At 72.3% G+C, this 20,253-nt stretch carries 22 protein-coding genes; 15 read left to right on the plus strand and 7 right to left on the minus strand.

From position 1 onward, the window contains the following. Positions 1-98: 98 nt before the first annotated feature. From ACWD12_RS32260 to ACWD12_RS32270, 3 genes are read right to left on the minus strand one after another with little or no spacing between them, the layout of a single operon-like run. Positions 99-2,534 (minus strand): ATP-binding cassette domain-containing protein, encoded by a 2,436-nt coding sequence (locus ACWD12_RS32260; protein WP_450102530.1) that lies wholly within the window; start codon positions 2,532-2,534, stop codon positions 99-101. After that, positions 2,531-2,941, minus strand: coding sequence for a VOC family protein (locus tag ACWD12_RS32265; protein ID WP_358352432.1), 411 nt, complete (start codon positions 2,939-2,941; stop codon positions 2,531-2,533). Before ACWD12_RS32265 ends, ACWD12_RS32260 begins: the two co-directional genes overlap by 4 nt. Positions 2,942-2,951: 10 nt before the next feature. Next, entirely contained in the window at positions 2,952-3,395 is a 444-nt protein-coding gene (locus tag ACWD12_RS32270) for a helix-turn-helix transcriptional regulator (protein WP_450102531.1), read from the minus strand. A 203-nt stretch (positions 3,396-3,598) separates the two neighbouring features. Between ACWD12_RS32270 and ACWD12_RS32275 the strand changes: the two genes are divergently transcribed. The 3 genes from ACWD12_RS32275 (at position 3,599) to ACWD12_RS32285 (ending at position 6,019) form a co-directional block, all read left to right on the plus strand. Next, positions 3,599-4,096 carry a SigE family RNA polymerase sigma factor gene (locus ACWD12_RS32275; RefSeq protein ID WP_450102532.1) on the plus strand — a complete coding sequence of 166 codons (498 nt, stop codon included), beginning with the start codon at positions 3,599-3,601 and terminating at the stop codon, positions 4,094-4,096. Next, positions 4,089-4,553 (plus strand): hypothetical protein, encoded by a 465-nt coding sequence (locus tag ACWD12_RS32280; protein WP_450102533.1) that lies wholly within the window; start codon positions 4,089-4,091, stop codon positions 4,551-4,553. Before ACWD12_RS32275 ends, ACWD12_RS32280 begins: the two co-directional genes overlap by 8 nt. A 140-nt stretch (positions 4,554-4,693) precedes the next feature. After that, positions 4,694-6,019, plus strand: coding sequence for a mannosyltransferase family protein (locus tag ACWD12_RS32285; protein WP_450102534.1), 1,326 nt, complete (start codon positions 4,694-4,696; stop codon positions 6,017-6,019). A gap of 39 nt (positions 6,020-6,058) precedes the next feature. On the opposite strand, the gene ACWD12_RS32290 is transcribed toward ACWD12_RS32285, so the two are convergent. Continuing rightward, positions 6,059-6,661, minus strand: coding sequence for a hypothetical protein (locus tag ACWD12_RS32290; protein WP_450102535.1), 603 nt, complete (start codon positions 6,659-6,661; stop codon positions 6,059-6,061). Positions 6,662-6,686: 25 nt separating this feature from the next. Beyond that, a complete protein-coding gene (gene sigJ, locus ACWD12_RS32295; RefSeq protein ID WP_450102536.1) occupies positions 6,687-7,568 on the minus strand; it encodes an RNA polymerase sigma factor SigJ in 882 nt (293 codons plus the stop codon). A 381-nt stretch (positions 7,569-7,949) separates the two neighbouring features. On the opposite strand from sigJ, the gene ACWD12_RS32300 reads away from it, so the two are divergent. The 9 genes from ACWD12_RS32300 to ACWD12_RS32340 all read left to right on the plus strand — a co-directional run bounded on the left by ACWD12_RS32300 (position 7,950) and on the right by ACWD12_RS32340 (position 15,159). Beyond that, entirely contained in the window at positions 7,950-8,537 is a 588-nt protein-coding gene (locus ACWD12_RS32300; protein WP_450102537.1) for a hypothetical protein, read from the plus strand. Positions 8,538-8,574: 37 nt separating this feature from the next. Beyond that, positions 8,575-9,246, plus strand: a complete 672-nt coding sequence (locus ACWD12_RS32305; RefSeq protein ID WP_358352418.1) for a class F sortase — start codon at positions 8,575-8,577, stop codon at positions 9,244-9,246. Between the two features lie 347 nt (positions 9,247-9,593). Then, on the plus strand, positions 9,594-9,809 hold the full coding sequence (locus ACWD12_RS32310) for a DUF1059 domain-containing protein (RefSeq protein WP_358352417.1): 216 nt from the start codon (positions 9,594-9,596) through the stop codon (positions 9,807-9,809). A 112-nt stretch (positions 9,810-9,921) separates the two neighbouring features. Then, entirely contained in the window at positions 9,922-10,368 is a 447-nt protein-coding gene (locus tag ACWD12_RS32315) for an N-acetyltransferase family protein (RefSeq protein ID WP_450102538.1), read from the plus strand. Between the two features lie 67 nt (positions 10,369-10,435). After that, positions 10,436-11,296, plus strand: a complete 861-nt coding sequence (locus tag ACWD12_RS32320) for an SGNH/GDSL hydrolase family protein (RefSeq protein ID WP_450102539.1) — start codon at positions 10,436-10,438, stop codon at positions 11,294-11,296. Positions 11,297-11,457: 161 nt separating this feature from the next. Beyond that, positions 11,458-12,018 carry a YceI family protein gene (locus tag ACWD12_RS32325; protein WP_358352413.1) on the plus strand — a complete coding sequence of 187 codons (561 nt, stop codon included), beginning with the start codon at positions 11,458-11,460 and terminating at the stop codon, positions 12,016-12,018. A gap of 150 nt (positions 12,019-12,168) precedes the next feature. Then, complete coding sequence (locus ACWD12_RS32330) at positions 12,169-13,227, plus strand: DUF1648 domain-containing protein (protein WP_450102540.1); 1,059 nt, start codon at positions 12,169-12,171, stop codon at positions 13,225-13,227. After that, positions 13,228-13,587 (plus strand): GntR family transcriptional regulator, encoded by a 360-nt coding sequence (locus ACWD12_RS32335; protein ID WP_450102541.1) that lies wholly within the window; start codon positions 13,228-13,230, stop codon positions 13,585-13,587. A gap of 234 nt (positions 13,588-13,821) precedes the next feature. Further along, complete coding sequence (locus ACWD12_RS32340) at positions 13,822-15,159, plus strand: DUF1254 domain-containing protein (RefSeq protein ID WP_358352409.1); 1,338 nt, start codon at positions 13,822-13,824, stop codon at positions 15,157-15,159. A 47-nt stretch (positions 15,160-15,206) separates the two neighbouring features. Here ACWD12_RS32340 and ACWD12_RS32345 read toward each other — a convergent pair whose 3' ends face one another. Then, on the minus strand, positions 15,207-16,163 hold the full coding sequence (locus ACWD12_RS32345; RefSeq protein WP_450102589.1) for a MerR family transcriptional regulator: 957 nt from the start codon (positions 16,161-16,163) through the stop codon (positions 15,207-15,209). Between the two features lie 252 nt (positions 16,164-16,415). Here ACWD12_RS32345 and ACWD12_RS32350 point away from each other — a divergent pair, with 252 nt between their 5' ends. Further along, the gene (locus tag ACWD12_RS32350) at positions 16,416-18,017 is read left to right on the plus strand and encodes an alpha/beta hydrolase (protein WP_450102542.1); all 1,602 of its coding nucleotides are present in this window, start codon (positions 16,416-16,418) and stop codon (positions 18,015-18,017) included. A gap of 44 nt (positions 18,018-18,061) precedes the next feature. Then, complete coding sequence (locus ACWD12_RS32355) at positions 18,062-19,141, plus strand: redoxin domain-containing protein (protein WP_450102543.1); 1,080 nt, start codon at positions 18,062-18,064, stop codon at positions 19,139-19,141. Here the strand turns inward: ACWD12_RS32355 and ACWD12_RS32360 are convergent. Further along, the gene (locus ACWD12_RS32360; RefSeq protein ID WP_450102544.1) at positions 19,129-19,371 is read right to left on the minus strand and encodes a hypothetical protein; all 243 of its coding nucleotides are present in this window, start codon (positions 19,369-19,371) and stop codon (positions 19,129-19,131) included. The genes ACWD12_RS32355 and ACWD12_RS32360 overlap by 13 nt on opposite strands. 258 nt (positions 19,372-19,629) lie before the next feature. On the opposite strand from ACWD12_RS32360, the gene ACWD12_RS32365 reads away from it, so the two are divergent. Further along, positions 19,630-20,115, plus strand: a complete 486-nt coding sequence (locus tag ACWD12_RS32365) for a DUF1269 domain-containing protein (RefSeq protein WP_450102545.1) — start codon at positions 19,630-19,632, stop codon at positions 20,113-20,115. Positions 20,116-20,253 lie beyond the last annotated feature (138 nt).

A 20,253-nucleotide genomic window follows, 5' to 3' on the forward strand; every position in this document is an offset into this window, starting at 1 on the left:
GCCGCCCGACCGACCGGCTGAATCGCCGACTCACCGGGCGGCCGGTCGGTGAGTCGGCCGGTCTGCGGGGGCCTCAGGCCCCCACGTACTGGGGGGCCTCAGGCCCCCACGTACGCCGCGAGGTGCTCGCCCGTGATCGTGGACCGCGCCGCCACCAGATCGGCCGGCGTGCCCTCGAAGACCACCCGCCCGCCGTCGTGGCCCGCGCCCGGCCCCAGGTCGATGATCCAGTCCGCGTGCGCCATGACCGCCTGGTGGTGCTCCACCACGATCACCGACTTCCCCGAGTCCACCAGCCGGTCCAGCAGCCCGAGCAACTGCTCGACGTCCGCCAGGTGCAGGCCCGTCGTCGGCTCGTCCAGGACGTACACCCCGCCCTTCTCGCCCATGTGCGTCGCCAGCTTCAACCGCTGCCGCTCGCCGCCCGACAGCGTCGTCAGCGGCTGCCCGAGGCTGATGTAGCCCAGCCCGACATCCGCCAGCCGCCCCAGGATCGTGTGCGCCGCCGGCGTACGCGCCTCGCCCGCACCGAAGAACTCCTCCGCCTCGGCCACCGACATCGCCAGCACCTCACTGATGTCACGGCCCCCGAAGCGGTACTCCAGCACGGACCCGTCGAACCGCTTCCCCTCGCACACCTCGCAGGTGCTCGCCACCCCAGCCATCATCGCCAGGTCCGTGAACACCACGCCCGCGCCGTTGCAGTTCGGGCACGCACCCTCGGAATTGGCGCTGAACAGCGCCGGCTTGACCCCGTTCGCCTTCGCGAACGCCTTGCGGATCGGCTCCAGCAGACCGGTGTACGTCGCCGGGTTGCTCCGCCGCGACCCCTTGATCGCGCTCTGGTCGACCGACACCACGCCGTCACCCGCAGCGGCCGCGGCGCCGCGGCCCGGGCCCTTCACCAGCGACCCGTACACCAGCGAGCTCTTCCCCGAGCCCGCCACGCCCGTGACGACCGTCAGCACCCCGAGCGGGATGTCGACGTCCAGGTCCTGCAGGTTGTTCGTCGACGCGCCCCGGATCGACAGCTTCCCGCGCGGCGTCCGCACCGACTCCTTCACCGCCGCCCGGTCGTCGAAATGCCGGCCGGTGACCGTGCCGCCCTTCCGCAGCCCCTCCACCGAACCCTCGAAGCACACCGTCCCGCCCGCAGACCCGGCCCCCGGACCCAGGTCCACCACGTGGTCCGCGATCGCGATCGTCTCCGGCTTGTGCTCCACCACCAGCACCGTGTTGCCCTTGTTCCGCAACCGCAGCAGCAACTCGTTCATTCGCCGGATGTCGTGCGGGTGCAACCCGATCGTCGGCTCGTCGAACACGTACGTGGTATCCGTCAGCGACGACCCCAGGTGCCGGATCATCTTCACGCGCTGCGCCTCACCACCCGACAGCGTCCCGGACGGCCGCTCCAGCGCCAGATATCCGAGGCCGATCTCCACGAACGAGTCCAGCGTCTGCCGCAACGCCGCCAGCAGCGGCGCCACCGACGGCTCGTCGAGCCCGCGCACCCACTCCGCCAGGTCGCTGATCTGCATCGCGCACGCGTCGGCGATCGACACCTTCCCGATCTTCGACGAACGTGCCGCCTCCGTCAGCCGCGTCCCCTCGCACTCCGGACACGTCGTGAACGTCACCGCACGCTCCACGAACTCCCGGATGTGCGGCTGCATCGACTCCTTGTCCTTCGACAGGAACGACTTCTGGATCTTCGGGATCAATCCCTCGTACGTCAGGTTGACGCCCTCCACCTTCACCTTGACCGGCTCGTGGTAGAGGAAGTCCTGCATCTCCTTCTTGGTGAAGCGGCGGATCGGCTTGTTCGGATCCAGCAGGCCCGACTCCGAGTACACCCGCACCGTCCAGAAGCTGTCCGACTTCCAGCCCGGGATCGTGAAGGCGCCCTCCGAGAGCGACTTCGAGTCGTCGTACAACTGCGCCAGATCGATGTCCGACACCGACCCGCGCCCCTCGCACCGCGGACACATGCCGCCGGTACGGCTGAAGGTCGCCTTCACCGTCTTCTTGTTGCCGCGCTCCACGGTGATCGCACCGCTCGCGCGCACCGACGGCACGTTGAACGAGAACGCGTTCGGCGAACCCGCGTACGGCTTCCCCAGCCGGCTGAACAGGATCCGCAGCATCGCGTTCGTGTCCGTCACCGTGCCCACCGTCGACCGCGGATCCGACCCCAGCCGCTGCTGGTCCACGATGATCGCCGTCGTCAGCCCCTCCAGCACGTCCACCTCGGGGCGCGCCAGCGTCGGCATGAACCCCTGCACGAACGCGCTGTACGTCTCGTTGATCAACCGCTGCGACTCCGCCGCGATCGTGTCGAACACCAGCGAGCTCTTCCCCGAACCCGACACCCCCGTGAACACCGTCAGCCGGCGCTTGGGGATCTCGATGCTCACGTCCTTCAGGTTGTTCACGCGCGCGCCGTGCACCCGGATCAGGTCATGGCTGTCGGGATCGACCGGCGCCTGCGCCGACGGCGCGTCCGGCCTCGCCGCCGACCTGCGGGGCCTCGTCATCGCATTTCCTCGATCCGGATCAGGTTCCCGAACGGGTCGCGGAACGCGCAGTCGCGCACACCGTAGGGCTGGTCCGTCGGCTCCTGCACCACTTCCGCGTCCCCCGCCTGCAACCGGTCGAACGTCGCGTCCAGGTCACGCGTCGCGAAGTTGATCCCCGCGAACGTGCCCTTCGCCATCATCTCCACGATCACGCGCCGCTCCTCCTCGGTGATCCCCGGATCCGCGGCCGGCGGGTGCAGCACGATCGACGTCCCCGGCTGCCCCACCGGGCCCACCGTGATCCACCGCATCCCCTCGTAGCCGACATCGTTGCGCACCTCGAACCCGAGCGTGTCGCGATAGAACGCCAACGCCGCCTCCGGGTCGTTCTGCGGCAGGAACGAAGAATGAATCGTCAGGTCCATGCCGCTCACGCTAACCGCGGCCCGACCCCTGTGCTTCTCGATTCCTGACCGGACGCGTCACCTGTTTCGCCACGCACGACGGCATCCCCTCCGTCGCCTGCGCGGCCCGCTGCCGGTACGCACTCGGCGGCGTCCCCACCAACTCGGCGAACCGTGTGCTGAACGTCCCCAGCGACTGGCAGCCCACCGCGAAGCACACCTCGGTGACGCTCATGTCGCCCCGACGCAGCAAAGCCATCGCCCGCTCGATACGCCGCGTCATCAGATACCCGTACGGCGACTCCCCGTACGCCTGCCGGAACTCACGGCTCAGATGCCCCGCCGACATGTTCGCGCCACGCGCCAACGCCTCGACGTTCAGCGGCTGCGCGTACTCCCGGTCTATCCGATCCCGTACGCGACGCAGCCGCACCAGGTCGAGCGCACGCTGCTCGGGGGAGGGTCTGCCGGTCACCCATACGATCCTGCCACACGGCCCGGACAGCCCCCCCGCAGAACACCCCAAATCAACAGCGCGGAAACACCGCCGCCGCACGGGCGCCGACCTCCGTCTGCCGACGTGGCACAGGTCACGCCGCGCCGGCGCGACCTGTGTAGACCGGATCACCCGCGCCGGGCGTATGCGCAGTGAGTTCAGCGAAGACCCGGGAGCCGTGCTTGACCATCGAGGAGTTCGAAGAGTTCTACGCGCACGCCGCCGCCCGCCTCACCGGCCAGATGTACGTCATGCTCGGCGACGCCCAGGAAGCCCAGGACGTCGTCCAGGAGGCGTTCGTCCGCGGCTGGAGCCGACGCGCCCAACTCGACCGCAACGCCCAACCAGAGGCCTGGATCCGCACCGTCGCCTGGCGTCTCGCCGTCAGCCGATGGCGCGGCCGCCGCCGCACCGAGGCCGCCTGGCGACGCACCGGCGCACCACCCGCGGTCGACGGACCCGGCCCCGAAACCGTCGCCCTCGTCGCGGCACTGCGCGAACTCCCGCCCCGCCAACGCCGCACCCTCACCCTGCACTACCTGTGCGACCTGACCGTGGAACAGATCGCCGCCGAGACCGACACGTCCGCGGGCACCGTGAAGACACACCTCGTCCGCGGACGCGCCGCACTCGCACGCATCCTCCAGGACCCGCGCATTGAGGAGGCCCCCGGTGCCTGAGGCCCCTGACGACCGGACCAACCCGACCCACCCCGACAACGCGTACGACCCGCTGCGCGCCGCCTTCCACCGGGCCGGCGCCCACGGCGAGGCCGGCGCCGACCCCGCACCCCTCGGCCACGTCACCGCCCGCGGCGACCGCCTGCGCCGACGACGCGCCCTCACCCAGGTGGCCGCGGCCGCCGTCTTCCTCGCCGGTACCGGCATCGCCGCCGCGGCCCTCGCCCCCGGCGACGGCCACGCGCCCCCCGCCACGCCCCCGTCCGTCTCCGACACCTCGTGGCCCGCCACCCAACCCCCGTCCGCAATCCCCACCGGCCCCCTCACCGGCGTGCCCGGCAGCCCAACCTCCGAGACCCTGTCCCCCGACGGCGTTTCCACCACCACGACCACATCGGGATCGACCTCCGGAACAACCACCGCACCGGGCGGCATCCCGACCTCCCAGAACCCCTAGCCCGCCCAGGTCCAGCCCGGCCCCCCAAGCCCGGCCCCTGGGCCTGGCCCCGTTCCCGCCCCCTCGAACCACCCGCAGCGCACCCACCCACACCGCCCGCGGGCGATGACGCACGCCCTCACCCGCCCAGGAGCTCCGCCGTGACCCTCACCCCACCGCGCACCCCACCCGCCCGACCGGCGCCCACCACGCCGCACCGATCGGGCGACCGCCCGGAAGCCCGCCGGAAACCACGGACCGCCCCAACCGGACCGGCCGCCGCACTCCTCGCCCGCATACCCCGGCTCGACCGCGACGTCCTGTGGCTCTACTTCCTCACCCGCATCGCTCTGTGGACCACCGCGTACGCCACCCGCCACCTCTTCCCCGCCGACGGCGACGCCCGCCACGCCGAACCCACCCTTTCCGCCTGGGCCCAGTGGGACTGGGTGCATTACATGCACATCGCCCGCGACGGCTACTTCCCCGACACCCCCGGACCCGATCTCCGCCCCGGCGACGAAGGCTGGGACAACCGCGAGGCGTTCTTCCCCGGCTTCCCTCTCCTGCTGCGCGCCGTCCACACCGCCGTCCCGAACTGGACCGCCGCCGGACTCCTCATCTCCCTGGCCGCCGGAGCCGTCGCCGTCCTCGCCCTCGCCCGCATCGCCCGCCACCATTTCGGCGACGACCGCACCGCCCGCCTGGCCGTCCTGTTCCTGCTCGTCTCCCCGTGCGCCGTCTTCCTCGCCGCCGGCTACACCGAAGCCCTCTTCCTCGCCCTCGCCCTGCCCGCATGGCTCGCCGCACTCCGCGGCAACTGGCCGCACGCCGCACTACTCGCCTGCCTCGCAAGCTCCGTACGCGTCAGCGGCCTGTTCCTCACCGCCGCACTCGCCGTCCACTACGCCACAACCGCCACCACCGAAGCCCGCCGCCGCAAAGCCACCGCACACCCCCGACGGCCCGCCGAACCCCGGCCCTCACCCTGGCGCCACCTCCCCTGGCTCGCCCTCCCCGCGCTCCCCCCGGCCCTCTACACCTGGTACCTCCACACCCGCACCGGCGACTGGATGGCCTGGAAACACGCCGAGGAACGCGGCTGGCACCGCCGCTTCCACGCCCCCTGGGACGCCTGGCAGACCACGTGGAACGCCGCCTTCGACAACACCTACCCCACCGGCTACGCCGTCGAATGGCAGGCCGAACTCCTCGCCATGGCCGTCGGCGTCACCCTCGCGACATTCCTCCTCGTACGCCGCCGCTGGGCCGAAGCCACCTACGTCGCCCTCAGCCTGTGGGCCCTCGGCACCTCCTACTGGTACATGTCCATCCCCCGCGCCACCCTCCTGTGGTGGCCCCTGTGGATCATGCTCGCCGCCGCCGCACACCGCCGCCCGTACGCCAAAACCGCCTACCTCGCCCTCGCCGCCCCACTGTCGACCCTGCTCGCCGCCACCTACCTCTCCGGCCGCTGGGCAGGCTGACCCCGGACACCTCCGTCACGCACCAAGCGCAACAAAACATCACAAACCAAACCCCCGCGCTACCCGCTCCACCAACGTGTCCTCCGCCACCCCTGGATCGACCACCACCGAGCGCAGGCCAAGACGCCGCGTCTCCTCCGCGAGCCGATCCGTGAACAACCGGTCCCGCTCCCGCAAATTGCGCTCCGCCCGCTCCGGGTCCCCCGTCCGACTCGAGATGTCCCCCGCCGACCCCCGCCCCTCAAACGCGGCAGCCCGAAACGCCGGCGTCGGCAGCAACCACACCGCCCGCGACGGGTCCGCGAGCAACGGCGCCACCAGACGCGGCAGCAACCGGAACCCCTCCACCACCACCCGCGAATCCGCAGGCAAGGCACGCAAGTCCTCGACGATCAACCCGAACGCCTCACCGCGAAACCAGTGGAACGTCTCGAGCATCACTTCCGGCGAACGCTCCACCCACCGTTCGTCCATGCTCATCGCCGCGAACGCCGCCAAATACGGGGCTTCCGCCCGCGAACTCCGCGCCGCGTGATCACCCATCACATCGTCGGTCGCATACACCCGCAGACCGAACCGCTCCGCCAGCCGCCGGGCGACCGTCGATTTGCCGCCGCCGCTCCCGCCGCCGAGCCAATACACGTCCCGCGGCAACCCCGGCACCGCGTCACGCCTCCGGCAGTGCCGGGATTGCCAGCTCCGCCAGCCGGTCCGGATCCGCCAGGAGGTTGATCTCCACCACCCGCCCGTCCGCCACCGCGAACGACATCACCGAGAACGCCGTCCCCTCCGGCGCCGTCACCAGCCCGTACGCACCGTTCACCAGCGCCAGCCGCGAATACGGCGCGAACTGCGTGAACGTCAGTGCCTGCTCCGCCACCGCCCGCGCCCCCGACACCAACCGCGACACGCCGCCCACCGCCGCCGCACCTGTGTCCGCCCGCAAGACCACATCCGGATCCAGCACCGCCAACAGCGCCTCGAAGTCGCCCGCGCGCGCCGCCTTCAAGAACGCCCCCACGACCTCACGCTGGCGCCCCCGGTCGACCTCCTCCCGCGGCGTACGCCCCTGCACCTTCCGCCGCGCCCGGCTCGCCAACTGCCGTGCCGACGCCGGAGTGCGATCCACGATCGGCGCGATCTCCTCGAACGGCACCTGGAACATGTCGTGCAGCACAAACGCCACCCGCTCCACCGGCGGCAGCGCCTCCAGCACCACCATCAGCGCCAGCCCCACCGAATCCGTCAGCATCGCCGCGTGCTCCGGATCCACCGAGTCGTCCCGGTCCACCACCGGATCCGGCACGTACACCTCGAGCGCATCCTCACGACGCGACTTGCGCGACCGCAGCATGTCCAGGCACACCCGCCCGACCACCGTCGTCAGCCAGCCCCCGAGGTTCTCCACCCCCGATACATCACTGCGGCTCAACCGGATCCACGACTCCTGCACCGCGTCCTCGGCCTCGCTCACCGACCCCAACATCCGGTACGCCACCGCCCGCAGATGCCCCCGGTTCTCCTCGAACCGCTCCGCCAGCACGTCCATCGGTCCCACCACAGCGCACCCATCCCCTCGTCACGCACCAGACCGACGGCCACACAGACGCAACCGCCTCACAAGATCATCAGCGATCCGCGGCCCCACCGACATCCACAGAGCGCGACACCGCCCCGCCGGCCCCGCCGCCGTCCCCCGTTCGACGCAACCGCCCGCCTTCGCCCCACACCCCCGCAACCACGCCCCGAAAACCCCATCTGACCAGCACAAACATCCCGCGACCCGAACCCACGTCTAGGCCGTCCCGGCTAACCCGCCGCGCTGCGCCGCCGCGCCCTCCGCGCTTGTCTGGGCTCACCGACGCGACCGACGTCCCACCGGTCGCCCGTCCGACACGACACGCACGGCAACACGCCCCGGAGGTCCCCCGTGTACGCAACCCGATTCGCCGCAGGCACCGCCATGGCCGCCGCACTGCTGGCCTCCGCGGCGCCCGCGGCCGTCGCCAACGACGGACGCACCGTCCCCTACGTACACGCCACCCCCGGCAACGTCCAACCCGGCCAGACCGTGCAACTCGTCCTCACCTGCCCCACCGAGGCCGCCACCGCCGAGGGCACCTCGCAAGCCGGGACGATCCACTTCGGCAGCGCCACCAAGGGCGTCTTCACCGGCACTCTCCAGGTCCACGCCGCCGTCCCCGCCGGCCAGTACACCGTCACCGCGAACTGCTCCTCCGCGGCACCCTCGGGCAAGTCCGCCGAGAAGTCCGAGAAGTCCACCGAAAAATCCGCGGGCAAGGCCGTCACCACCACCACGACCGTCGTCGTCACCACGACCACCACCACGACGGCCACCACCCACCCCGCAACCGTCACCGGCCCCGTGCGCACCGGCTTCGGCGGAGCCGCAGGCGGCCCTGACTCCACCCAGATCGCCATCGGCACCACCCTCGCCGCGGCCGTCCTCGGCACCGCCACCCTCATGCTCCGCCGCCGCGCCGCCAACCGCGCCTGACCACCACCCAGGCCCACCCCCGGAACGGCGCACCGCGATGCCCCACGGCACCCCCGCCGACACCACCCCGGACACCACCCCCGGCCGCGCGGCCAGCGCCGCGGCCGGGGGTGGCACACGCCTGCGCGTCACCGCCCTCGCCGCCACCCTCGGCGTCGCGGCCCTCCTCATCCACAACGGCATCACCGGCACCCCCGGCCCACCCACCGCCGACAACAGCGGCACCACACCCACCGGCGGAAGCGCACCCCTCACCCGGTCCACCCCCACCTGGATCCGCATCCCCGCCATCGCCGTCAACGCCCGCCTCATCGGCCTCGACGTCTCACCCACCGGCGAACTCGACGTACCCCCCGCCGACCGCGCCGACGTCGCCGGCTGGAACACCGACGCCGTCACCCCCGGCGAAACCGGCACGGCCGTCATCGCCGGACACGTCGACAACAAACGCGGCCCCGCCGTGTTCTACGACCTCGGCAAACTCGGCACCGGACGCAAGATCGAAATCCACCGCCGCGACGGCCACACCGCCGTCTTCACCATCTACGCCGTACGCACCCACCCCCGCGACAACTTCCCCAGCACCCGCGTCTACGGCCCCACCGGACGCCCCGAACTCCGCGTCATCACCTGCGGCGGCACCTACGACGAGCACACCGGCTACTCCGCCAACACCGTCGTGTACGCCCACCTCACCGCCACCCGCTGACACCCACGCCCCTCGCTCGCGAGACCGCACTCACCGGGCCTCGCCCGTGATCACGCCGGTCAGCGCCGCCGCGAAGTCCGCCGATGTCGGGAACGAATACACCGCGGCCGGTTCCCGCAGAGCGCCCGCACCGGGACCCACGTCCACCGCCGCAAACGGCGGTGCCCCACCCCTACCAGCAACCCCCGCTGACGCGTCCCCACTCACGACACTGGCAAGGAATCCCCGAACCCCACCACGCCCCGGACACAACAAACCGAAGACACCACGACGCCCGACCGCCCCGGTGCCACAGTGGACAGAAGGGCCGCCGCGCCCGGTGGCGGCCCCGCCGAGAGGAGCCGGCCATGCCACGCAAGGTCGCCGACTGCACCAAGGCCCCCAACGAAGTCGGCTGCAGCCTCGTGATCATCGGCGAAGAGGACGAAGTCCTCCGGGCCGCCATGGACCACGCCGCCCGCGTCCACAACGAACCCGAGACCGACGAGGTCCGCGACTGGATCCGCAACGACCTCGAAGACGAGAACACCTGGCTCGCCGCACACCACCCCACTCCCGCCTGACGCGTCCGCCCTCAGCGAGCCGCTGACACGTACCGCAGCCGAGGCAAACCGCCGCGGGGCACGACCACTCACGCCCGCACCCGGCCACCCGGCCACCCGGCATGCTTCACCCATGCGCTTCCGCCCAGCCGTCCGCCCCGACCTCGCCCAACTGCTCGCGCTCCTCGGCGACGCCCCGCCCGCCGACTCGGACGCGCACGTCCTCGTCACCGACGCCCACGAGCGCGCCTTCGCCGCCATCGACGACGACCCCCGCAACGAACTCCTCGTCCTCGACGCAGGCGACGGCACCGTCCTCGGCTTCCTCCAGGCCACCTACATCCCCGGCCTCGGCAACAACGCCGCCGACCGCGCCCTCCTGGAAGCCGTACGCGTCCACCCCGACCACCGCAGCTCCGGCCACGGCCGCCGCCTCGTCGCCCACGCCGTCGAACGGGCCCGCCAACGCGGATGCACCCTGGTCCAACTCACCAGCAACAAAGCCCGCACAGACGCGCACCGCTTCTACGAGAACCTCGGCTTCACCCGCAGCCACGACGGCTTCAAACTCCGCCTCTGACCAACCCGCGGCCGGACGCCCACCACCGCACAGCCCCCTCCCCGCACGGGCATAAAATCGTCCCGCCATGAACAACCCCACCCCGGCCGGCCCCGCCGACGCCCACGCCTCCCACGCTCCCGGCCCCCTCGGTCGCCTCGGTCCCCTCGGCCGAGTCGCCACCTTCGTCGCCGTCGGCGACTCCTTCACCGAGGGCATGTCCGACCCGTACCCGGCGAACGGCGCCCACCCGCCCGACACCTACCGCGGCTGGGCCGACCTGCTCGCCGACCGGCTCGCCACCGCCGATCCTGGCCTCCGGTACGCCAACCTCGCGGTCCGCGGCAAGCTCATCCGCCAGATCGCGCACGACCAGGTCCCGATCGCCGCGGCCCTCGGCGCGGACCTGACCACCCTGGCCGGCGGACTCAACGACGTCCTCCGCCCCCGCTGCGACCTGGCGGCCGTCTGCGCCGTCCTCGAGGAGGCCGCCGCGACCCTCGCCGCGTCGACCGGACACCTGGTGCTCTTCCGCAGCACCGACCCGACGCGGCGGCTCAGGTCCAGCGCCCGCCTCATGCCGCGCATCGAGCAGCTCATCTCCTTCGTCGACGATCTCGGCAAGCGCCACGACGCGACCGTCGTCGACCTCTTCACCGCCCGGGTCTTCGACGACCCGCGCATGTGGGGCATCGACCGCCTCCACCTCTCCACCGAAGGCCACCGCCGCGTCGCCGAAGCGGTCTGCGAGGCACTCGGCCTCCCGCACGACCCCGACTGGCGCGTACCCCTCGCCCCCGCCGCCCCGGACCCTTGGCTCACCCGCCGCAAGGCGGACGCCAGTTGGGCCAGGATCCACCTCGGCCCGTGGCTCTACCGCCGCGTCACCGGCCGCTCCTCCGGCGACGGCCGGCCACCCAAGCGCCCGGACCTCACCGCCTGGGAGTAGGCGGCGAGTCGCGACCGGCGCCCGTCCTGTTGATGAGCGCTTGGGTCGGGGTGAAAAGCAGTCGGCCGGGGCCAGTTATGGGAGATTCACCGGAACGGGGGACGCACGAACAGCCGAGGCTCCGCTTGCCGACCCCGGCCGACCGGCGCAGGCTCGGCTGCATGAGCGACAACCCCATCTCCCTGACCGATCTGACCGGCTCGTACACGATCGACCCGGTGCACTCCCGGATCGGGTTCTCCGCCCGGCACGCGATGGTCACAAAAGTCCGCGGCGCCTTCAACGAGTTCGAGGGCAAGGCGACCCTCGACGGCGACGACCCCGCCAAGTCGCAGGTCTCGGTCTCCATCGCGGCCGCGAGCATCGACACGCGCAACGACCAGCGCGACGGGCACCTGCGTACGAACGACTTCCTGGACGCGCCGAACTTCCCGAACATCACGTTCCACTCGACGGCCGTCGAGCAGGTCGACGACGACACGTACCGCCTGACCGGCGACCTCACCATCAAGGGCGTCACGCATCCGCTGAGCATCGACCTGGAGTACAACGGCGCCGCGCGCGACCCGTACGGCAACCTCCGTGTCGGCTTCGAGGGCTCCGTCGTCATCAAGCGCAAGGACTACGGCATGACGTGGAACGCCACCCTGGAGACGGGCGGCGTACTCGTCAGCGACAAGGTCACCCTCGAGGTCGAGGTCTCGGCGGTCAAGGACGCCTGAGCGGCCCTCCCCCGCCCCGGCCGGCACCCGGCCGAACACACCTTGTGCTGTGTCTCTCGGCCCGCGAGCAACCCGCTCGCGGGCCATCAGGCATCCTCCCGTGCCCGTTCTCCGCATTGTTATAGTTGCGCTATAACAACTGGAGTACCTATGGCACCTGCTCGCACCCGCTCGCTCCGATCCGTCACCATCCGCCGCACACTCGTCGCCGGCAGCGCCCCCGTCGTCGGCTTCGCTCTTGTCGCGGTGGCCTTCGCCGCCTGGCACGCACGGCTGCCCGACCCGCTCGCCACCCACATGACCGCAAACGGACGGCCTGACGGCTTCACGTCGCGCGGGGCCTTCCTGCCTGTGTTTGCCGCCCTGCTCCTCGGCCTCGGCTCGTTCTTCCCCGTCATCGCCTGGGTGTCCCGCGCGAACCCGGGCGGCCAGCGCGGTACGACCGCGACCGGCGTCGGCCTCAGCGGCATCCTGACCTTCATCCCGATCATGTTGCTGCGCACGCACCTGGACGCCGACGACAGCAGCACGGTCCGCTTCGGCATGGGGTACCTCGCCGCCGGGCTCGGTGTGCTCGTCGTCGCGGCCGGCCTGGGGTGGCTGCTGGCCGGTCCCCCGGCGAACGAGGTTGTCGAGGCCGCGACCGCTCCGCATGCGAAGGCCGGTCATCTTGAGGCCCGGGACAGCGAAGTCCTGGTGTGGACGCGGCGCGCGGTGTCCCCCGTCCTGGCGGTCATCTCGGTCGCCATGCCGGTCGTCGGCGTGGTCGTCGGCATCCTCGGGGACTGGTGGCCGAGCCTGGTGTTCCTGGGCGCGGCCCTGCTCACCGGTGCGTTCGCGGCCGTCCGCGTCACCGCCAACACCTCCGGCCTGACCGTCGCGTACGGCCCGCTCCCCCGCCCCCGCACCCAGGTGCCCCTGGCACGGATAAGCGAGGCGGGTACCCTCGACGTACGCGCCCTGCGCGACTTCGGCGGCTGGGGCTACCGCATGCGGCCCGGGGCGTCGGGGGTCATCCTCCGTTCGGGCGAAGCGCTCTCGCTCAAGCTGGCGACCGGCAGCACCTTCGTCGTCACGGTCCGGGACGCCCGTACCGCCGCCTCCGTCATCAACACCCTTGCCGCCCGCAGACGGCAGCCCGACGAACGCGACGACGCGGGCCCGGAGCCCGGCGCCGCGGGCGGCACCGACCACCGAGGGGCTCGGTAGATGCTGTTCCGCGTAAACCCCGGATCACCCCGGCCGCTGCACGAGCAGATCGCCGCCTCGGTCCGCCGCGCGGTCGCCGACGGCACCGTGGAGCCCGGCGAACGGCTTCCCGCCGCCCGGGAGTTGGCTGCATCTCTCACCGTCAACGTGCACACCGTCCTGCGCGCCTACCAGCAGCTGCGCGACGAAGGACTGCTCGACCTGCGCCGCGGGCGCGGCGCCGTCGTCGCCGCCGGAGCCGACCCGGCCCGCCTGCACCTCGCCGAACGCGTCGCGGACCTGGTCCGCCAGGCCCGCTCCCTCGGCCTGTCCGACGACGAACTCGTCACCCTGCTCCGCAGCAATCTCGCGGCTCCCTGACGGCTCGCCGGACCGTCTCGGGCGGGTGCGGCTCCGGTGGCGGGGCGGGGCCGGGTGATGGAGGGTTGCGGGAGGGTGGTCGGCTCTCGACGTCGGGCTACCGCGCGCTGCCGCGCCTACGCCCGGACCCGTTTGTCCGCCCGCCCGTTCGCACGCTTGTCCTGTCCGCAGAGGCTGTCCGCGATGGTTGTCCGCGCCCGCCGTCGCCGACGGCGGCTCCGAGGGGAACGGTGCATGTCCGACCACGACGATCTGGCAAGGCTCGCCGCCGACGCGTATGTCTACGGGTACCCCCTGGTATTCGACGTCTCCATGGTCCAGCGCTGCCTGCGGACCGGCTTCGGCTCGCTCCCCGCCACGCAGGCGAACCGGTTCGCGCACGCCCGCAAACTGGCGGGTCCTCAGGACGACTTCGTGTCGGTCAACAACGACACGATCTACTCGCTCGCCCAACTGGACCTGTCCGGCGGGCCGCTGCTTCTGCGGGTGCCGGACACCGCGGACTCGTACTACGTGCTCCAGTTCGTCGACACTTGGACCAACAACTTCGCGTACGTCGGACGCCGCGCCACCGGCACCGACGCCGCCGTCTTCGTGGTCGCCCCGCCCGGCTGGATCGGCGCCGTCCCGGAAGGCACGCGGGTGATCACCGCCCCCACGACGGTCGCCTCGATCGTCGGGCGCTTCGCCTGTGCGGGACCCGACGACCTCGACCGCGTCGCGAAGCTCCAGGAGCAGCTGACGCTCGAACCGCTCGGCGACCCGGGACCGACGGCCGGCCTGCCGGTGCCCGACGACACCGTCCCCGAGGACCTGCGTTTCTGGGAGCAACTGCGGGTGCTGCTCGCGGCGTTCCCGCCGGACACCGAGGATGCCGAGTACCAGCGGCGCTATGCCGCGCTGGGCCTGCTGCACGAGGGCGGTTCGCCGTACCACGACGCCCCGGGCGACCTGGTGACCGCGCTGCGCAACGGGTACGCGGCCGGCCGGCAGCGGGTCGAGGAGGCGAGCCGCACCGGGCTGGACGACCGGAGCTCGACGTGGCACATGGCGCTCCACCTGTTCGACTACAACGTCGACCGCCTGGGCCTGGGCACCGTCGACTCGCCCGACTGGCGCATCGGCGACCGGCGCGCGTCGTACCTGGTACGCGCCGTCGCGGCGCGGGTCGGCCTGTGGGGCAACCACGCCTACGAGGCGGTGTACGCCACCACCTACACCGACGCCGAGGGCCGCCAGCTCAACGGTTCGCGCAACTACACGCTGACGTTCCCGTCGCCTCCCCCGGTCGACGCGTTCTGGTCGGTCACGATGTACGACATGCCGGACTACTTCCTGATCGACAACGCGGCCAACCGCTACTCGATCGGCGACCGCACGCCCGGACTGGTCCACGGCCCCGACGGTTCGCTGACGCTCTATCTGATGCACGCCAAGCCGGTCGAGGGTGAGGCGGCGAACTGGCTGCCGACACCGGCCGGGGACTTCCGCCCGATGCTGCGCATGTACCAGCCGGGCAAGGCCGTGCTCGACGGGTCTTACCAACTGCCGGACATCCAGCCGCTGGACTGACGCGCTCCCCTGGGCTCGGCGTTCACGGCGCGGGTCGAGCGGGCGGCTCAGGCGGCGGAGAGCCCGCTGTCGGCGGCGAGTGACCGGGTGAGCCAGTCGTGTGCGGCGCCCGGGGTCGGGGGCGGCGGGCCGGAGGCCGGGGTGCGCAGGACGGCGACTTCCCGCCAGTAGTGGTCGACGCGCGGGTCGGCGACGAGTTGCGCGTGCAGTGCGCGGCGGAAGGCGGGCGTGTCGCGGGTGGCGCGGGCGCGGGCGTAGGCGTCGACGAAGGAGTCGAGCGCCTCGCCCGGCTGCGGTGGGCGCCGTGCGAGCAGGTGCGGGGCGGCGAGCGCGTACGCGCCCACGAGTCCGTCGTAGACCAGCGCGGCCTGGTATCCCTCGTCGGGCCGGTGTGCGGCGGGCTGGCACCGCGCGAGGCTGTCGCCGGCGCAGTCGCCGGTGACGAAGGCGTGCAGTCGGGCGAAGGCGAGGACCTGGTCCGGGGTGGGGTCGTGGGGCGGGTCCGGAACGGCGTGTTCGAGGACGGCTGCCGCGACGTGCGACGGCAGGCGTGGCGGCAGCCAGCGGCGCCAGAAGCGGGCGATCGCCGTCGTGTCGGGCGGGGTGGTGATGGCGCCGACGAGCCGCAGCCGGTCCGCACGTTCCGCGGGGGCGCAGTCCTTGACGAGCAGGAGGGCAGCCTCCCGCCAGCGCAACGCGGCCATCTGGGAGCCGAGTTCGCGCAGGTGGCCGGCGACCGCGTCCTCGAGGGCGCCGTCGTCGACGGCATCGGGGTCGGCCGGGTCGCCCACCGCGGGGCCGAGGATTCGGCGTACGGCCGGGAGCGGCAGGTCGAGGGTGCGCAGCGAACGGATGAGGCGGAGCCGGTCCAGCGCCGCGGGGGCGTAGCGGCGGTGCCCGCCGGTGCTGCGGGATGCCTCGGGGAGGAGCCCGTGGTCGGAGTAGAAGCGCACGGTCTTGACCGTGGCGCCGGCCTGCTCGGCCAGTTCCCCGATGCTCCACAGGCCGTCTGCCGCCCAGGGCCGCGCGGACGGCGGGGTGGTCGTGTGCGGTGGGGTCGTGGGCGGCGGGGTCCGCGGTGACGGCGACGGCGTGGGCACGGCTTGAACCTCCCTCAAGGGGAGTTCCTACCGTACCCGCGAGCGTGGTCGGCCGAGGTGGCCGGGGGCGCGGCGGCCGCGGCGCGGTCGTGGTCCGGCGGATGCCCTGGAGCTGCGGGTGTGCGGGAGGAGCGGGGAGTGCGGGAGGAGAAAGTCATGACGGCGTACGTGCTGGTGTCGGGTCCTTTCACGGACGGCTCGGTGTGGCGGGAGGTGGCGGACCGGTTGCGGGAGGCCGGTGCGCAGGTGCACCCGGTGACGCTGACGGGTCAGGGTGACCGCCGGGATCCGGCGGGTCCGGGCACGGATCTCGAGACGCACATCGCGGACGTGCTGCGGGCGTTCGAGCAGTGCGACGCGGACGGCGTGGTGGTCGTGGGCCACGGCTATGCCATCCATCCGGTGCTGGGCGCGGCGGATCGGTGTCCGGAGCGTGTCGCGCGCGTGGTCTATCTGGACGCCGGTATGGCGCGGAGCGGGGACGCGCCGTTGGAGCTGCTGCCGCTCCAGGGGCTGCGCGACGAGTTGCGCGCCCGGGTGGACGGCGGCGAGCCGGGTGACCCCGTCGCTCCCCCGGCACCGGGCGAGTGGCAGTTGTGGGGCAGCACGGACGGTCTGTCGTCGGCGGATCTGGCCGAACTGTCCAGGCGCGCCGCCCCGCAGCCGGCGGGCACGCTCCTCCAGCCGCTGGTGTTGTCGGGTGCGGTCGACGCGCTGCCGACGACGGGTGTGCTGTGCACGTCGAGTGGGGCGAACATCGCTCTTTTGGAGTCGGTGCTGAGTCTCGGGGACGCCGGGCTCAGGACGCTGGTGGACCGTCAGGTGACGTTCTTCGAGCTGGCGACGGGGCATTGGCCGATGCTGACCGCGCCCGACGAGCTCGCGGATGTGCTCTTGCGTGCCACGGCGGGCGAGGGCCACGTGTTGGCGGCCCCTGAGGACGGCAGGGAGCCAGGCCATCTGAAGGGCTTCCTGCTCGACGTGCCGCCTGGTCCGCGCGAGCGGATCGGCGCGGTCGATCTGCATCTGCCGGCTGCCGTGTCCCCGCGTCCTGCGGTGGTGTTCGTGCACGGCGGGCCCGTTCCCCCGGATGCCGCGGTGACGCCGCGCGACTGGCCGGGTCTGGTGGGGTACGCCCGGTTGGCGGCGAGCCTGGGGGCGGTGGGGGTGGTCGTGGAGCACCGGCTGCACGGTCTCGGGGACTTCGACCGCTCCGCGGCCGACGTCGCGGCGGCGGTGGAGCAGGTGCGCGCCCATCCGCGCGTCGACGGGGACCGCATCGCCCTGTGGTTCCTGTCGGCCGGCGGACTGTTGTCGACGGACTGGTTGGCGGCGCCGCCGGAGTGGCTGGGCTGCGTGGCGGTGTCGTACCCGGTCCTGGCGCCGCTGCCGAACTGGGGTTTGTCGGATTCGCGGTTCCGCCCAGCCGACGCGCTCGGCGGCGTGGGGCGGTTGCCGGTGGTGCTGACCCGGGTGGAGTTGGAGCATCCGGCGATCGCCGCGACGGTCGCGGAGTTCGTGGCGGCGGCGGAGCCGGTGGGGGCGGATCTCGAGGTGGTGGACGTACCGCAGGCGCACCACGGCTTCGAGACGATCGACCACACGGACGCGGCCCGTGCCGCCGTGTGGCGGTCGATGGGCTCGGTGCTCGGGCATTTGGGGATCCCCGTCGCCCCGGCGGACGCAACCGGCGGCGTACCCGGTTCCGGCGCGTCTGGTTTCGACGTGTCTGGTGCCGCGGGGCCGGTCGCGGTATGACTGGGCCCCCGACCCGATCCTGACGGGTCGTCAGGAGGTGGACTGTGCCGCACTGGACGATTCTCGACGAGGGGCGGGCGGCCGTCGTGCCGGTGGAGCTGTCCGATGGCGGCTCGCCGCTGCTGAGCCGTGCGGCGGTACGGGAGGCGCTGGGCTGGTCGAGCGAGGCGCACGGCTGGTGCCGGGGCGACGTGTGCGTGCCGCTGGGTGTGGCGGCGTCTGCCGAGGGTCCGGGGGACGCGGTCGACCTGGCGGCGTTCGCGGCGGTGCTGGGGCGCCCGTACGCCGCCGAGCGGGCCGCTTCGGTGGCCGCCCTGGGCACCGGGTGTGCGGATGTGGGCCTCGACCCGGGCGGTGTTGCCCCCGACTTCGCGCTGCCGGATCTGGACGGGCGGGTGCACCGGCTGTCGGATCTGCGCGGCCGGAAGGTCGCGGTCAACTTCTGGGCGTCGTGGTGCGGGTGCCGTTGGGAGCTGCCGCACTGGGAGGCGCGATACGTCGAGCTGGCCGAGCACGGCTTCATGTTGCTGAGTGTGTCGCTGGATCACCGTGCGGCGGACGCGGCGCCGTGGATCGCCGAGGCGAAGCCGACGCATCCGGTGGTGATCGACACGGAGCAGCGGGTGGCGGCGCTGTATCAGGTGGCGAATGTGCCTTCGGTGGTGTGGGTGGACGAGGCGGGGCGGGTGGTCCGGCCGAACGACACGCAGTACCCGTCCGACACGTTCGAGGTGTTCACGGATGTGCCGTCGGGCCCGGCGATGGCCGCGTTGCGTCGGTGGGTATCGGAGGGGGACAGCGGACTGACGGCCGAGCAGGTGGCCGCGTACACGCCGCGTCCGGACGCCGCGGCGCAGCAGGCGCGTACCGAGGCGGCCCTCGCGGTGTGGCTGGTGGGCAACGGTCATGCGGGGGCGGCGCGTTCGCGGTTCGAGCGGATCGCGGCGGAGGCGCCGGAGCAGGTGTCGGTGTGGCGGGCGCTGATGCCGCTGCTGGACGCCGATCCGCTGGGCGAGGAGTTCTTCGCCAAGGCGGCGGTGTTGCAGGAGCGCGGTATCGCGCTGGCGCGGCCGCTGCCGGTGGGCCCCGCGGAGGCGGGGCCCACCGGAGGTCAGGCGGAGTAGATGACGTAGAGGGAGTAGCCGGTGGCGTAGTTGCCGGTGCACTTCCAGTCGCTGGCGGCGCCGTAGTGCACGTACTGCTTGCCGACGTCCTGGCACTTGTAGAGCTGCGGGTAGTTGGCCACGTACTGCCAGGCGGCGGCCTGGGCCTGGCCCGCGCCCGTCGCGAGCAGTCCCACTGCTGCCGCGGCCGCGACGGCTCCGCCCGCGAGTCGGCGCCTCGTGTTGCCCATGATTACCCCATCCGGTCGGCGTCAGATCGGGGTGATCGTTCAGGCAGTGACCGCGAGTGGTCAAGATCCGTCACACGGCGGAGGTTTCCGCAATCCATCGGGCGCGGGAGCACATCCTCGGCGCGTCGCCGCCCGAGTGGTCGGTGCCGCTGCGGCGGCGTGTTGCCGGATGGCGGGGCGGGTCGGCCCAGGGCATGATCATGTGGGCTATATATACCTATTGCCCGGTTTCATGGTGCCGAGTGTGAGGACCCTGCCTTGACGACGCTGACCGTGTGGAAGTTCGGTACCCCCGACGGAGCCGAACTCGCCGAGGAGAAGCTCCTCGGGCTCCAGAAGCAGGACCTCATCACCGTCGTCGACGCGGCCGTGGTGTCGTGGCCCCCCGACAAGAAGAAGCCGCGCACCAGGGAACTCCACAACCTCACCGGGGTCGGCGCGCTCAGCGGCACATTCTGGGGCATGCTCTTCGGCCTCATCTTCTTCGTCCCCCTCATCGGCGCGGCCATCGGCGCCGCGACCGGCGCCCTCGCGGGCAGCCTGAGCGACGTCGGCATCGACGACGACTTCGTCGACGAGGTACGCCGCGAGGTCACCCCCGGCACCTCGGCGCTGTTCCTGATGAGCACCGGCGCCGTCACGGACCGGGTGCACGAGGCGTTCTCCGGCACGCGGGCGCAGCTCATCCGCACCAACCTGGCCGACGACGAAGAGGCCAAGCTGCGCGAGGTCTTCGCGGACTGACCGCACAGGCCAGCCGCGCGGGAACCAGGGCGGGCCGGATGCGCCGGCCCCCTCTCCTCCGGCTGCGGCGCGGGCGGGTCGGCCGCCGCGCGCCGCAGCCGGGCCACGTCCGGCCGCGTTCACCCGTACGGGTCAAGG

The sequence above is a fragment of the Streptodolium elevatio genome (genome assembly GCF_053592165.1).

Bases quoted from the DNA above. Each gene is read 5' to 3' on its own strand.
- ACWD12_RS32260 (WP_450102530.1), bottom strand. From the start codon at position 2,534: ATGACGAGGCCCCGCAGGTCGGCGGCGAGGCCGGACGCGCCGTCGGCG.
- ACWD12_RS32265 (WP_358352432.1), bottom strand. From the start codon at position 2,941: ATGGACCTGACGATTCATTCTTCGTTCCTGCCGCAGAACGACCCGGAG.
- sigJ (WP_450102536.1), bottom strand. From the start codon at position 7,568: ATGGACGTGCTGGCGGAGCGGTTCGAGGAGAACCGGGGGCATCTGCGG.
- ACWD12_RS32305 (WP_358352418.1), top strand. From the start codon at position 8,575: ATGCCCCACGGCACCCCCGCCGACACCACCCCGGACACCACCCCCGGC.
- ACWD12_RS32310 (WP_358352417.1), top strand. From the start codon at position 9,594: ATGCCACGCAAGGTCGCCGACTGCACCAAGGCCCCCAACGAAGTCGGC.
- ACWD12_RS32315 (WP_450102538.1), top strand. From the start codon at position 9,922: ATGCGCTTCCGCCCAGCCGTCCGCCCCGACCTCGCCCAACTGCTCGCG.
- ACWD12_RS32320 (WP_450102539.1), top strand. From the start codon at position 10,436: ATGAACAACCCCACCCCGGCCGGCCCCGCCGACGCCCACGCCTCCCAC.
- ACWD12_RS32325 (WP_358352413.1), top strand. From the start codon at position 11,458: ATGAGCGACAACCCCATCTCCCTGACCGATCTGACCGGCTCGTACACG.
- ACWD12_RS32330 (WP_450102540.1), top strand. From the start codon at position 12,169: ATGGCACCTGCTCGCACCCGCTCGCTCCGATCCGTCACCATCCGCCGC.
- ACWD12_RS32335 (WP_450102541.1), top strand. From the start codon at position 13,228: ATGCTGTTCCGCGTAAACCCCGGATCACCCCGGCCGCTGCACGAGCAG.
- ACWD12_RS32340 (WP_358352409.1), top strand. From the start codon at position 13,822: ATGTCCGACCACGACGATCTGGCAAGGCTCGCCGCCGACGCGTATGTC.
- ACWD12_RS32350 (WP_450102542.1), top strand. From the start codon at position 16,416: ATGACGGCGTACGTGCTGGTGTCGGGTCCTTTCACGGACGGCTCGGTG.
- ACWD12_RS32360 (WP_450102544.1), bottom strand. From the start codon at position 19,371: ATGGGCAACACGAGGCGCCGACTCGCGGGCGGAGCCGTCGCGGCCGCG.